The sequence below is a fragment of the Arthrobacter sp. StoSoilB20 genome (assembly GCF_019977295.1).
GTDB classification, from domain to species: domain Bacteria; phylum Actinomycetota; class Actinomycetes; order Actinomycetales; family Micrococcaceae; genus Arthrobacter; species Arthrobacter nicotinovorans_A.
Map to the genome: position 1 here is coordinate 414,350 of NZ_AP024651.1, position 12,826 is coordinate 427,175.

At 63.2% G+C, this 12,826-nt stretch carries 11 protein-coding genes; 2 read left to right on the plus strand and 9 right to left on the minus strand.

Annotated features, from left to right (window positions below):
* Positions 1–60 precede the first annotated feature (60 nt).
* Complete coding sequence (locus LDN85_RS02000) at positions 61–645, plus strand: MarR family transcriptional regulator (protein ID WP_026542133.1); 585 nt, start codon at positions 61–63, stop codon at positions 643–645.
* A 19-nt stretch (positions 646–664) separates the two neighbouring features.
* Here the strand turns inward: LDN85_RS02000 and LDN85_RS02005 are convergent, their stop codons facing one another.
* On the minus strand, positions 665–1,483 hold the full coding sequence (locus tag LDN85_RS02005) for a CPBP family intramembrane glutamic endopeptidase (RefSeq protein WP_223944445.1): 819 nt from the start codon (positions 1,481–1,483) through the stop codon (positions 665–667).
* A gap of 187 nt (positions 1,484–1,670) precedes the next feature.
* On the opposite strand from LDN85_RS02005, the gene LDN85_RS02010 reads away from it, so the two are divergent.
* Positions 1,671–2,816, plus strand: a complete 1,146-nt coding sequence (locus LDN85_RS02010; RefSeq protein WP_223944446.1) for an EAL domain-containing protein — start codon at positions 1,671–1,673, stop codon at positions 2,814–2,816.
* A gap of 15 nt (positions 2,817–2,831) precedes the next feature.
* Here the strand turns inward: LDN85_RS02010 and LDN85_RS02015 are convergent, their stop codons facing one another.
* From LDN85_RS02015 to LDN85_RS02050, 8 genes are all read right to left on the minus strand, one after another.
* Positions 2,832–3,677, minus strand: a complete 846-nt coding sequence (locus LDN85_RS02015) for an SGNH/GDSL hydrolase family protein (RefSeq protein WP_223944447.1) — start codon at positions 3,675–3,677, stop codon at positions 2,832–2,834.
* A gap of 292 nt (positions 3,678–3,969) precedes the next feature.
* Positions 3,970–4,962 (minus strand): alpha/beta hydrolase fold domain-containing protein, encoded by a 993-nt coding sequence (locus LDN85_RS02020; RefSeq protein ID WP_223944448.1) that lies wholly within the window; start codon positions 4,960–4,962, stop codon positions 3,970–3,972.
* A gap of 33 nt (positions 4,963–4,995) precedes the next feature.
* Positions 4,996–6,642 carry a DUF5597 domain-containing protein gene (locus LDN85_RS02025; protein ID WP_223944449.1) on the minus strand — a complete coding sequence of 549 codons (1,647 nt, stop codon included), beginning with the start codon at positions 6,640–6,642 and terminating at the stop codon, positions 4,996–4,998.
* A 5-nt stretch (positions 6,643–6,647) separates the two neighbouring features.
* Positions 6,648–8,882 (minus strand): glycoside hydrolase family 3 N-terminal domain-containing protein, encoded by a 2,235-nt coding sequence (locus LDN85_RS02030; RefSeq protein ID WP_223944450.1) that lies wholly within the window; start codon positions 8,880–8,882, stop codon positions 6,648–6,650.
* Complete coding sequence (locus LDN85_RS02035; protein WP_223944451.1) at positions 8,872–9,906, minus strand: Gfo/Idh/MocA family oxidoreductase; 1,035 nt, start codon at positions 9,904–9,906, stop codon at positions 8,872–8,874. Before LDN85_RS02035 ends, LDN85_RS02030 begins: the two co-directional genes overlap by 11 nt.
* Before the next feature lies 1 nt (position 9,907).
* On the minus strand, positions 9,908–11,527 hold the full coding sequence (locus LDN85_RS02040) for an MDR family MFS transporter (RefSeq protein WP_346347056.1): 1,620 nt from the start codon (positions 11,525–11,527) through the stop codon (positions 9,908–9,910).
* Positions 11,524–12,417 carry a TIM barrel protein gene (locus LDN85_RS02045; RefSeq protein ID WP_223944452.1) on the minus strand — a complete coding sequence of 298 codons (894 nt, stop codon included), beginning with the start codon at positions 12,415–12,417 and terminating at the stop codon, positions 11,524–11,526. The genes LDN85_RS02040 and LDN85_RS02045 overlap by 4 nt, the downstream gene beginning before the upstream one ends.
* Positions 12,414–12,818, minus strand: a complete 405-nt coding sequence (locus tag LDN85_RS02050) for a DUF6379 domain-containing protein (protein ID WP_026547425.1) — start codon at positions 12,816–12,818, stop codon at positions 12,414–12,416. The genes LDN85_RS02045 and LDN85_RS02050 overlap by 4 nt, the downstream gene beginning before the upstream one ends.
* Between the last annotated feature and the right edge of the window lie 8 nt (positions 12,819–12,826).

Consider the following 12,826-nt stretch of genomic DNA (forward strand, 5'->3'; position numbering starts at 1 on the left):
ATTGCTAGACAAGCTAGAAGAAAGGCTACCATGTAGGAAGTTAGGTGTAACATACTCAACATGTCCAGTCCTGAAGAGATTCCTGAAGAAGCCGGTACCCCGGTTTCCTCCGGCATCTATCACCTGGACGCCAACGATCCCCATGGGGAACTTGTGGACCGCTCCGGACTTTCGGACCAGGACGTCCAGCAAATCAGCGACCTCATGGCGGCGCTCGGGCGGCTCCGCGATGCCGAGCAGCGCCTCACCGATGCCTCCCTCCGGTACATGAAGCTCAATCAATCAGACATGCGCGCGCTGCACTACCTGATTGTCTGCGCCAACCACGGCGTGATCGCCACCCCTGGCGCAATCGCCTCACGACTGAACATATCGACGGCGTCAACCACCAAGCTGCTCGACCGGCTGGAACGCGCGGGTCACGTCACCCGACGCGCCCACCCCTCGGACCGCAGGGCGCTCGCGATCGCCATCACTCCCGAAACACACGAGGCAGCAATGCGGACAGTCGGGCGGCAGCAGGCAAAGCGGTTCCTCGCTGCAGCCAGGCTCACTCCCGATGAACGCAGGACCGTGATGCGCTTCCTCGATGACATGGCACAGGAGATCGAAGTCTCCGAAGAGGCATGGTCAGGGATCCAGTAGTCCTGGTACCGGCAAGAGGCTAGTACAGGAAAATCGGCAGCCAGTCCCTGTTGTGGGCGTGCACCAACGCCAGGAACAACACGAAGTCGAACAGCAGGTGCACGGACACGACGTACGTGAATGACTTGGTCAGCTTGAACGTGTAGCCCTGGAGAAGCGCGAACGGGAACGTCAGCAAAGGACCCCAGGACTGGTAGCCGATCTCCCACAGGAATGAGGAGAAGACCACGGCTTGCAGCAGGTTGGCGAGCCAGTCGGGAAAATGCCGGCGCAGCAGCGTGAACGTGGTGCAGATGAAGAACAGCTCATCCCAGATTCCCACGGCATTTACGCCCAGGAAGAGCCGCCAGAAGATGTCAGGATCCGAGGCGTCCGGCCAGTTTTGGTAGACGCCGGTGCTGATCAGGTACACGGGCAGGATGAAGTAGCCCAACGCCACCACGCCCACCAGGTACAGCCTCGCTGCGAGGGGCCATTTCCGTCCCGTGTTAACGGGGAACTTGATGATGTCTTCCCGGTAAACGAAGCGGGACACCAGCCACGGCACCAGGACTGCCAACGCCAACGCGCCACCCATCAGGGCCATGTGCTGCGTACTGAGGTCCGCATTGAGCGGGACCAGGCTGAAAATGGTCATCCCTGCCGCGATCAAGGCGAGATGCTGCATCAATTCGCGGTCAATAACCGCGGCGGTGGCAACACTTGCCAGCAGCAAACCGTAGCCCGGCAGGTCATTTTCCAACGCAAAGAGGGGGATGCCGGACAGGGAAAGCAGCGCCGCCGGCAGCAGCTTCCAGCTGAGCGCGGTCCGGGGTGCTTCCGTTGAAAGGGACGTCACCCCCTAAGCATCTCAGGGCCGGTGGTTGGACGGCACCGGTTTTGCGCGCACCGGTTTTGCGCTTCCGGAGGGGCGGCGACACAACGGCGAAGTGTTCTTCTGTATTATTCGTGACAGGGCCCACACATGGGCCGGTCTTGTAGTTGTCTGGCTCTGCCAGCGGGGGATACACATAAAGGAATAGCTGATGGCTCAAGAAGAGGGCTCTCTTTCACCGGATGGCGGTGCGGACTCCGCACTCCCTGACGACGCCGGCGCGTCACCACCTGCTGCAGCGTCACCACACGCTGAAACGCCTGAGGCACCACCTGCTGATGCCACCATGCAGGAGCAGGTGGAGGAGATTATCGACTCCATCCTTGCCGACACCGAGCCCCGCAGCGAAGCCGCCAGAACCAGGCTCCGCGCCTTGACTGAGGCGTATCCCGAGGACCCCCGGCGGGCACTGTTGGAGCACTTGCTGGAAACGCGCAAAGAGACCTCACTTGCGTCCACCGTGCCGGTTCACCTCGAGTCCGCCAGCGTGCATCTGGAATCCGCAGACGCGGCTCGTACGGTATCGGTCCCTGTCAGCCATGAGGTCCGCGAAGGAATCCAATCGGTCCTTGCGGACAAACTCCTCCTGACAGCATTCCAGCCCGTCCATGCCCTGCCCAACGGCGAGGTAGTGGGCGTGGAGGCGCTCACCCGGTTTGTCGGTGAAGACGGCGCCGGAGCCGATGTCTGGTTCAGTGAGGCTGCTGCTGCGGGTCTGGGCACCGAGCTGGAGATCGCAGCCCTCCACTGTGCCCTTACCGCGGCGCACGACGTTCCCCACACCATGTCCGTGGCCCTCAACCTCACCCCGGCAACATCAAGTGATCCCCGGGTCCGGAACCTGCTGGCCGCCGCGGCACTGGCCCCGGACCGGATCATCGTTGAACTCACAGGCAGCCTCGCCGACGTCGGAGGCCAAACCGGCCGCGAGGGACTTGGCCCGCTGCGCGCCTTGGGCCTGCGCCTGGCCATCAGCGCTTCAGGAGCGGCATTGGTCTCCCTGGAAAGGGTGGAACAGTTGCGCCCGGACATCATCAAACTGGACCGCCACCTGATTGAAGGCATCGAAAGCAGCCAAGGCCAAAGGGTCCGGGCCAGGGCGATTGTTGAGCTTGCACGGGAGATCGGGGCCGAAGTCATTGCCGTCGGCGTTGAGACGGCTGAAGAACTTGAGGAAGTCACGGCGCTCAAGATCACGGCCGCACAGGGATACCTCCTTGGACGGCCTTCGGTTCACCCGCTGGACTGGTCGGCGTGGAGCATCCGGGCACAGACAGAAGCCCAACCGGCCAGCTGACGTGAAGCCGGGGGCTTACTTCAGGGCGCCCCCTGGCATGTTGTGGGAATCGCTGCCCAAGAAAGTTCCGGGAAGCATCCCGGCGCCGAAGACCGGCCCCGGTTCAGGCCGCTTGGGGTGCCTGCCGTCGTCGTCGTTGTGGTGCCTCAGGCGGCGCACCACCCAGGGGACGAGGTGTTCGCGGGCCCAAACGATGTCGCCCGCCCTTGCCTGGCGCCAACTGCGCTCGGGCAACTGCTTGGGAATCAAGGGCTCCAGGGAATGGTGGACGTTGAGGGTGTCGAGCACCATGATGGCGATGGTGTGCTGCCCCAGCGGGGAGAAGTGGAGCCGGTCCGGGTCCCACATCTGCGGGTCGGTGAGTTGCCGCAACGCCCACAGATCGGCCACCACGGCATCATGGCGGGCAGCCACAACACGGATGTTCTCGTTGTAGATGGCCACCTTGCCACGGGCCAGCCCCAACACCGGGGTGGCGCCCCAGTCCGGCCCGGTGAACAGGACAATCGTGGCGCCGGTGGAGGCGAGCGTTTCCACGCCGGCATCCAGTTCCAGGGCCAATTTGTCGGGATCGCTCCTATGGAAAAGCAGGTCATTGCCGCCGGCGTTGAGGGTGATGAGGTCCGGTTTCAAGGCCAGTGCCGGTCCAACCTGCTCCTCGAGGATCTGGTGGAGCAACTTCCCGCTGATGGCCAGGTTGGCGTACGCGAAGTCCTGATGGCCGACGCTTAGTTCCTCGGCAACCCGGTCCGCCCAGCCGCGAAGGCCGCCGGGGCTCCGAGGCTCGGGATCGCCCAAGCCTTCGGTGAAGGAGTCACCCAACGCCACATAACGGCTCCACGGGTGCCGGCCAGCGTTCATCTCCCCATAGTGCGCGGATCAAGGCCTGGATCCAAGGGGTGCTGCGGGGATTTCCGACGGGTTGGCCGGCTCCAGACGCCCCTTCGGTTTGCCAGCCAACTGCCTGCCTGGGACTTTCGCGCCGAAGCCGCCCGCCGTCGTCGTGCCTTCCCAACAGGAGTACGACGACGGCAGGCGGCTTTCGCGCGCGGGAACGGCGGGTGCCCGCCGTCGTCGTGCCTTCCCATCAGGAGTACGACGGCGGCAGGCGGCTCTTGCGCCGGGAACGGCGGGGCCGCTCCGGAAGTTGACGTTACCGACCCCGCGGGCGCAGCCTGTCTGCGATTCGTTCCAATGCCTGGTTCACTGGGGCGAAAGTTGCCGGCAGGTTCAGGAAGCCATGCAGCATTCCCGGAATCCTGGCCTGCTCCACGTCCACGCCGCAGGCGGCAAGCAAGGCACTGAACGCCTCACCGGAAGCCCGTAATTCGTCGTATTCGGCGTTCAGTACCAAGGTTGGTCCGAGACCGTCCAGGTCTGCGTTGGCGGGCATGGCGTAGCCGGGAGCGGGAACATCGCTTGACGTTCCCAGATAGTTCTCCGATGCAGAGTCGATCATCCGCGGCGTGAGCCGCATGGCGTCCGGCAGTTCCGATAATGCGGTCCTGAGCGAGGCCGAGGGCGCAGGAGGCACGGCATGCATCAACGGATACACCAGCACAAGCTGGTCCGGCACCCAGTTGTCCTCATCCCGGAGCCTCAGGGCAGCGCCAGCGGCCAGATTGGCACCGGCGCTGGCACCGCCGAGGGAAAGCGACGTGATGCCCAGGTCCGCCATGTTTGCCTGCACCCATCGGGTGGCGGCGACGACGTCGTCAAGGGGCACCGGGTAGTGCACGCCGTTAACTGCCAGCCGATAGTCCACGCTGACGATCGTCGCCGATGCCCGTTGGACCAATTGACGGGCAGTCCAGTCGGCCTCCTTGGTGTCCAGGTCCCCGAATTGGAAGGCACCGCCATGCATCCACACCAGTGCGTGTCCTGGACGAGTGTCCAGGGACTGTCCTGCGGGGGACTGTCGTGCGGGGGACAGTCCTGCAGGGGTGTAAATGCGGACGGGAACCGGCCCGTGGGGGCCGGGCACGGAAACCATCCGGGTGGTGGCAGCTGGTGGGGGAGGCGCATCGGGGTAGGCGTCAAAGGCCTCCATCTGCGCCCTCATGGACGGATCGCTGAGCCCGGCTTCCAATGATGGGATCCCGTCCAGCAAGGGCAGCCGATGGGCGATGTCAGGGTGAAACGGCATGGAGTTCCTTTCCTTGTGCTTACGGCCTTGTGCTTACTGCTGGATCCCGGCGTTGACGAGGATACGGACCCTCACGGCGGTGATGTGCTTGTCGGAGAGGATCTCCAGGCGTTCGTCCCCGTTGAGGAACCGTCCTTCCTTCAGCCCGGAGCCGGTAGCGGTCAACTCCCTCACTGAGTCAATCTCGACGTCGCAACCGGCTTTGTGGAAGTCCACCTGTGCCCCCTGGCCCACCACGATGAATTCCGTGGGATTGAGGGCCAGGACCATCCCGAAGGGACGTGCGTCCCCCGGGGTGGGGCCGTGGGTGGCGGCCACGGTTTCTTCCAGGAGTTCCGGCGCCGGGGGGACCCGCACACCTGCGTCCAGGAGCATGCCTTCGAGGAGCTTCCTTGAATTACGGACAGTAATGTCGGTACCTGCCACGCTGGTGCTGAGGGATTCCTGGTCCGGGTCAAGGGCGAAACCAAAGATCCGGTCGTCGCGCTGGGCGTCCACAATCTCCGGAGTCAGGGAAGTAATGATGGAGCAGGCTGCACTGAACTGGTTGCCTTCCCTGCCTTCTTCCACGCCGAAGACGTTGTAGCCCAGGCCTCCGAAGCCGCCAATTGCCAGGAATGCATCTCCGGCGCGGAAACGCGCTTCCGGGATGAACAACGGATTGGAAGCGGAGGCATATTGGCGCATGACCTCCTCTGCGTTGGGAACGTAGATATCCGGTGCCAGGAAGTCGATGGCCGGCGCGGCAGCCCGCCACACCGGGACCATGCCGGCCGTCGGTCCCCCACTGGGGTACTGGCCGGGCAGCTCCTGTCCACGTTGCGGGCCGATCCAGGCGTTTGCGTACGCGGGGAGGGGCAGCACTTCCTTTCCAGCAGCCGCCAAACCTCCTACGAAGGAAGCGAATCCCCACGCCATGAAGGTTTCCTCAGCAACAGGGTTGTCATCGCCGAAACAGTCCGCCCAGCTTTTGCTGCTGTCCGGACTCAACCCAAGGGCCTGCACAAACTCCTGGTCAAAGGATTCCGGAGCTTGGGAAACCGCAGCAATCAATTTCTCAGGGACCGGTGCGTTCCATGCGGCCTCGCCGAGCGGACTGTGGTCCCTTCCCGCACCCAGCAGGCCCACTTCGTTCTCAACCTGGACCATGATGACTGTATGGTCCGGATCGATCGTGGCCACATGCTTCAACAGGGCAACGTAGGCAGCCCGGTCCGCTTCGAAAAGGTCCCGGGAGAAGACGGACAAGCTTGGCCGCGGCATGGACCCGGGGTAGGAGAAGGGTGTCTTCAGGGGTTTGGCGCCCCTGTCAGCGCGAGGGAAACGTTCACGATCTGCCCGAACCCAGCTGGGGGCATAGGTGGAGAAAGCGTTCTTGAAGGCCCCGAACCAGATCATGACCAGGCGGACGCCGGTGGACCGGGCGTCCTCCACCAGACAGTCCACGATCGAAAAGTCGAGTTCCCCCTCCACTGGTTCCACCTGTTCCCAGGACACAGGAGCGATCACGGTATTGATTCCGGCCTTTGCCAGCTTCTCCCAGATGGGCGACATGTAATCCCGGTTTGATGAACTCGAGTTGTGCAGTTCGCCTCCGATGCAGAGGAACGGCTTCCCATCCACAATGAGGCGGGTGTGGCTGCCTGTGCGTTCGAGGTGCGGGAGGTTCTGGTGTGGCATGGTGATCAGTCCTTAATGCTTGAGGGCCGGGTAGGGATGTCTGCAGGGAAACCTGGGGAAGGGGGTGTGACCATGAGGTCGAACAGCTGGGTGGCAGTGCCGTCGCCAATTCCTATCCGGAAGGAACCTGGCTCCACGACGTAACCGGTCCCGGGATTGTTGGTCCAGAACTCCAGGTCATCGAAGCCCACGGACAGTGACACCCGCCGTTCTTCTCCAGCAGGTACGAACACGCGTTTGAAGCCGCGCAAACGCCTGACGGGCTGGGTCACACTTGCCAGGAGGTCGGAGACATAGAGCTGGACCACCTCTTCGCCGTCCCTTGATCCGGTGTTGCGAAGGATGGTTGTGAAAGAGAGCCGTGCTCCGGCTTTGAGCTCGTCCAGGGTCAGTGATAGTTCCTGGTCCGGGGACGACTCCAGCTCAAAAGTGGTGTAGCCAAGCCCGTATCCGAAGCCGAATTGCGGGCCCAACTCCAGGTCCAGGTATTTGGACTTGAAGTAGTCATCGGTGTTGTTGGGACCGGTCAGCCCCACGTCCGGCCGTTGGTGGGCGAGGGAGCCTCCCGTGCGGGCGGGCCTGCCGGTTGATTCGTGGTTGTAATAGACGGGCACTTGACCCACTGATCGCGGGAAGGACATGGGAAGTTTGCCGGCGGGATTGACAGTGCCGGTGAGGACATCCGAGATCGCTTTTCCGGCCTCTGTGCCCAGGTGCCATGCCAGGAGAAGGGCAGGACATTGGTCAATCCATCCGCTGACCACCAACGGACGGCCCGTCATCAGGACTACGGCAAATGGGGTGCCCGCGCCGGCAATGGCATGGATCAATTTTTCCTGGTCTCCGGGCAGGTCCAATGAACTCCGCGAGCTCGCCTCCCCGGAAAGGTCACTGGGTTCCCCGACGGCGACGATCACCAGGTCCGCCTCAGCGGCGGCAGCAGCTGCTTCAGCCTGAAGGCCGGGATCGGAATCAAAGAAGGTGGCACCGGGCAAGGTGGTCACTACGGACTCCGGCAGGGCTGCGGCGAGCGATTCGGCAATTGAAGTGGTGGTGGGGCTGGCGAAGTACTGCACCCACGCGCCCAGGTGGTCCTTGCTTTCAGCGTAAGGACCCACCACCAGGACGCGTTGTCCACGTGGCTTCAACGGCAGGACGTCGGAGTCGTTCTTCAGCAGGACGGTGCAACGCGCGGCAGTGGCACTGGCGGCCGCCAGGGAGGCTTCATCAGGACCGGTTGCGGCTGCGGACTCGTCCACATAAGGGTTCTCGAACAGGCCCAGCGCTTCCTTGAGCCGCAGCACACGGAGTACGGCGTCGTCCAGGCGCGCGGGATCCACCATGCCCTCCTCGATCAGGGGCTCACCCCCGCTCAGCAACGAGCCGCCCATCTCCACATCGAGCCCGGCGGAAAGTGCCAGCCGCCCGGCGTCGGACGCGGTGGCGGCGACGCCATGCTCAACCAGTTCGCCGACGCCACCGGCGTCAGCAACGACGATCCCGGCGTGTCCCCACTCGTCCTTCAAGACAGTGGTGAGCAGCTCCCGGTTGGCGTGCATCGGCACCCCTGAAACTGCATTGAAGCTCGCCATGACACTGGCAACCCCCGCCTTGACCGCGACCCTGAATGGCTCAAGATACACGTTGCGGAGCCGTTGAACAGAGATGTCTGTGGTGTTGTAGTCGCGGCCTCCTTCTGCCGCACTGTAGCCAACAAAGTGCTTGGCGCAGGCGGCTATGGACGTATTCGACGCAAGGTCCCCACCTTGGTACCCCCGGATCTTGGCCTCCCCGAAGACGGCGTTGAGGAAGGGGTCTTCGCCAAACCCTTCCACGACGCGTCCCCACCGCGGGTCCCGGGATACATCGATCATGGGTGAAAAAGTCCAGTTGACCCCGCTGGACCGGGCTTCTTTGGCAGAGAGCCTGGCATCTGTTGCGGCGACTTCGGGATCGAAGCTGGCCGCCTGCGCCAAAGGGGTGGGGAAGATGGTGAACTGTCCGTGGACAACGTCCAGGCCGATGAGGAGCGGGATGCCGTGCCGGCTCTCCTCAACGGCGATCCGTTGGAGGTCATTGGTGGCCTTCGCCGACGGGGGCCAGAAAAGCGCACCGGCACCGCTTCGTGCAAGGTCCCCCGCTTCTGCGGAGTCGGGCCTCCAGACGATCTGGAGCTGCGCAAGCTTCTCTGCATGGGTCATTGATGCCAGGATCTGTTCCGGCTGTACTCTAACTTTCACGGTGAGGATCCTCCTGGGACGGTTGGTGGATCTGGTGCCTGATGAGGTCCAGTGTGCGCATGATCGCCAGTGAGTCGCTCAAGGGCATCACGGAGCTCTCGGGTTTGCCGGCTTCGATAAGCCCGTGGAACTCGAGAATTTCGTACCTCAGTCCGCCGCCAACAATGGGCGCGTGAATGGTGTGGGACTGCTGGAGTCCCGGCCCTGAGGGGTTGTAGCGTGAAACGGTCAGCTCGTTGGGACAATGATGCGGGGCCGGCAGTTCAATGATGCCTTCGGTGCCCAGTATCCGTGCGTTATTGGGCAGCACTGTGGACATTGATGAGCTGATGTATCCGGTTGCACCGTCGCTGAAGGACAAAAGCGCCGTCGCGTCCAGGTCCACCCCGCTGGTGCTGCTGCGGCCGAACGCGGCGACGGCCGGTTCATCGCCCAGGAGCCAGTGCGAGAGCTGAACAGGGTAGACGCCCATCTCCAGCAGGCTTCCGCCGCCAAGGGCGGGATCGTACAACTGCGGCCGCGCCCGCGGCCCAGCCTCCGGAATCGGGAAACCGAAGGACGCTTCAACCTTCCGGACCTTTCCGATCGCACCGTCGTCCACCAGCCGCTTCAGCTCAACGAACGCAGGAAGGAACCGGGACCACATGGCCTCCATCAGCACTGTCCCGGTTCGCTTGGCGGTTTGGGACAGATCGAGGGCTTCGGCGTGGGTGGACGTAAAGGGTTTTTCCACCAGGACGTGTTTGCCCGCCTCCAGAAACAGAGTGGCATGCTCGTGATGCAATCCTGCAGGGGTGGAAACGTACACCGCATCAATGGTGGGGTCATCGGCAAGGTCCTGGAAGGACAGGTGCTGTTTGGGGACGCCGAATTCGGAACAGAACTTCCCCGAGGCCGTGGCGGTCCGGGACGCTGCAGCAGCCAGGGAGGCAGAGGGGACTTCGGCAAGGGTCTGCGCGAATTCACGGGCAATGGTTCCCGTGCCGGCGAGCCCCCATCTCACGGTGTTGTTGTTGTTGGGCACGTCATTCCTTTGCTTCCAGTGCCAGATCGGCAGCCCTGTCCAGATCGGCAGGGTCCTCCAGATCGGCAGGGTCCTCCAGATCGGCAGCCCTGTCCAGATCGGCAGGGTCCTCCAGACCAGAGTCCTCTGCCGGGATCGCGGGTTCATCGGAAAGGCGTCCATCAGGCAGCAACAGCGCGGCAATGAAGCCCAGGATGTAGACGCCCGCCAGGGACAGGAAAACGGGAGAGAACACGTCGTGGTAAATCGAGGCGATCTCTGCCTGCACAGACGGCCCGGCGGCATGGACCAGTGCCGGGGTGAGCGTGTGGGCATCCAGCCCGGCCGGCAGCAGCGACGCGACACCGAAGCCCACCACTCCACCCACGACTGCGGATCCGATGGTGGATCCGATCTGGCCGCTCAGCCCTGCAGTTGCCGTGGCGGTGCCGAGTTCACTGCGTGGTGCGGCACTTTGCACGATTGCAACGGCAAGGCTCATGAACGCTCCCGTGCCCAGGCCCACGAACGCCATGATCGACGCCGGAACCCACAGCGGGACGCCCGCCGGGAGCAAGGACATAGCCCCGAGCCCGAGCGCTCCCATTATTGTCCCGACCAGCGGAAAGACGCGGTAGCGGCCCGTCCGCGATGCCAGCCAACCGGTCAGAAGGTTGCCCACCAACATGCCAAGCACGGTGGCGATGGGAACCAACCCTGAAATGGTGGCACTGACGCCATAAGCCATCTGGAAATATGTTGGCAGGTACGCCGTGGCCGAGATGAGCCCGGCACCCATGACCGCCGAGAGACCCACGCCCGCACTGAACGTACGGTTCCGGAACAGGCGGACCGGGATGATCGGGTTGCGTTGGCCACGCTCGACGGCGATCAGGCCCGCCAGCGCCGCGGCGCCGGCACCCACTGCGATCCACGCCCAGGAGTTTGCCGAGCTGAACCACGCAACTGCCAGAACCACCGACACAAGGACAGCTGTAAGCAAAAGTGCACCAACGCCGTCGAACCGTTTTTTGCCTGCCGGTTCGATGTGCGGAACGGCGATCAACGCCAGGACAAGTGCGGCCAACCCCACCGGGACATTGATCCAGAAGACCCAGGGCCACCCCCAGTTGTCCGTGATCAGGCCTCCCAGGAGCGGCCCGATCAGAATTGCCACCGGAAAAGCGGCTCCAATGAGTGAGAGGTACTGCGGGCGTTGCCTCGGCGTGGTGACCTCGGCAACGATCGTCTGCGACATCAGTTGGAGGCCGGCGGCGCTCATGCCTTGGAACACCCGGGCCGCAACCAGCTGCGTCATGTCATGCGCGAAGCCACAAAGGAACGACGCAGCAACAAAGCCGGCCAGCGCAGCCAGGAAGACAAGCCGCGGGCCGACCCGATCGCCCAGCCCTCCGAGCACCGGGAGCAGGACAGTGCTGGCCAGCGTATAGCCCACCACCACCCAGCTCATGTGCTGGAGGGCGCCAAGCTCGCCGGCCACCGTGGCCAATGACGTCGAAACGATGGTGTGGTCCAGGGCTCCAAGGAATGACACCGCCAGGAGCGCTGCCATGAGGAGCCGGAGGCGTGTGGCGGAGATCGGGAGCCTTTTGGTGCTGGTGCTGTTGCGGACTCCGGTCACGGCGCCCCGGCGATTCCGGCGTCCAATTGGCGGAGAAGGGCATGCTGCCGGCGCACCTGTTCGATGGAACGGTACGGCAGGCGGTCACCTTCATACTCGCTGGACAGGTAGCCCGACCATTCGTTGTCCTTCAAGGTTTGAAGGATCTCCTGCCACGGTATCTGGCCGTCAACGAGGTTCTCGTCAATGTCGAAGAACTTTGCCTGGATGAACGACACGTAGGGGAGGACATCCACCAGGTCCGACATCGGGACGGCGAGGGGTTTACGCCAGCCTTCCTCCTGGGCTTCTTCGCTGAGGCCGTCATGCTTGGCGGTGGTGATTGCCCTTTGGAAGATGCCGGTATCGATCAACAGGCGGAAGTTCTTGGACCCGGTCCGCTCGATGAATTCGATGTACTCGTCCACCACCGGGTGCTTGATGGGAGTGGGCGCATGGATTTCCGGGCAAATGATGAGGTCCAGCTCGGCTGCCAGGTCCAGGTTGCGTTCGATCACCTCTTCCCAGATCGGATGCGGGCGCAGGTCCATGGACACCACACCGATCTTGGGGCGGACCGAGGTGAATCCGAGCCGATGGGCCAGCCGGAGATCGCGGGCAAGCATCACAGCACCCTCATCAGCTGTGAGGTCGCGGTGGCGCCACATGCTGGAATCGATCCAGGACCCGTAGTTGGTAGGCTCCAGCTGGTATTTTTCGAGCAGCCCGAACCATTGGTCGATCCACGTGGTGGACGGTTCCGGATAGTTGGGCACGTGACCTTCGCCCAGGATCTCGATCCCGGTGGCGCCAATGTCAGCTATTTGTGCCATGGCGTCTTCGAGGGTGAGGACGGTGTTCATATCACCGGTGTAGCTGTAGAGGGAGACGCCGTACTTGAGGTTGCTCATGCGAGGACCGTGACCTTTCGCTGGGACGTGAAAATTGACGGTTGGAATTCAGCTGGAATGTAAGGTGCGTGCAGCGCGATATCAACGCGCACATCGTGGACACCTACGGCCAGGCCGCCTGCGAGCGGCACCATGACGGTGGCCAGTTCATCGAGCTGCCAGCGGACATCGGTGGACCGGCGCAGTTCCTGGATGCTGAAAGTTCGTCCCTGGAGTGTCCAGCGCGGTACTTCCCGGCTCCATTCCTGGCCGTCTACGGTGACAGCCACGCCGTCGATGAGGCTTCCCCAGACGCCCCGGTAATTGGGCATGCGCAGGGCTATTTCGAAGCCCACCGTGTCCGTTCCTTCCTGGACGTTGCGAAAGCCCCGGCTTTGGATCAGTTCTCGTTCGAGGACCATGTTTTTCC

Excerpts from the sequence above, each read along its gene's own strand:
- LDN85_RS02000 (WP_026542133.1), top strand. The coding sequence starts at position 61 with ATGTCCAGTCCTGAAGAGATTCCTGAAGAAGCCGGTACCCCGGTTTCC.
- LDN85_RS02010 (WP_223944446.1), top strand. The coding sequence starts at position 1,671 with ATGGCTCAAGAAGAGGGCTCTCTTTCACCGGATGGCGGTGCGGACTCC.
- LDN85_RS02015 (WP_223944447.1), bottom strand. The coding sequence starts at position 3,677 with ATGAACGCTGGCCGGCACCCGTGGAGCCGTTATGTGGCGTTGGGTGAC.
- LDN85_RS02020 (WP_223944448.1), bottom strand. The coding sequence starts at position 4,962 with ATGCCGTTTCACCCTGACATCGCCCATCGGCTGCCCTTGCTGGACGGG.
- LDN85_RS02025 (WP_223944449.1), bottom strand. The coding sequence starts at position 6,642 with ATGCCACACCAGAACCTCCCGCACCTCGAACGCACAGGCAGCCACACC.
- LDN85_RS02045 (WP_223944452.1), bottom strand. The coding sequence starts at position 12,417 with ATGAGCAACCTCAAGTACGGCGTCTCCCTCTACAGCTACACCGGTGAT.
- LDN85_RS02050 (WP_026547425.1), bottom strand. The coding sequence starts at position 12,818 with ATGGTCCTCGAACGAGAACTGATCCAAAGCCGGGGCTTTCGCAACGTC.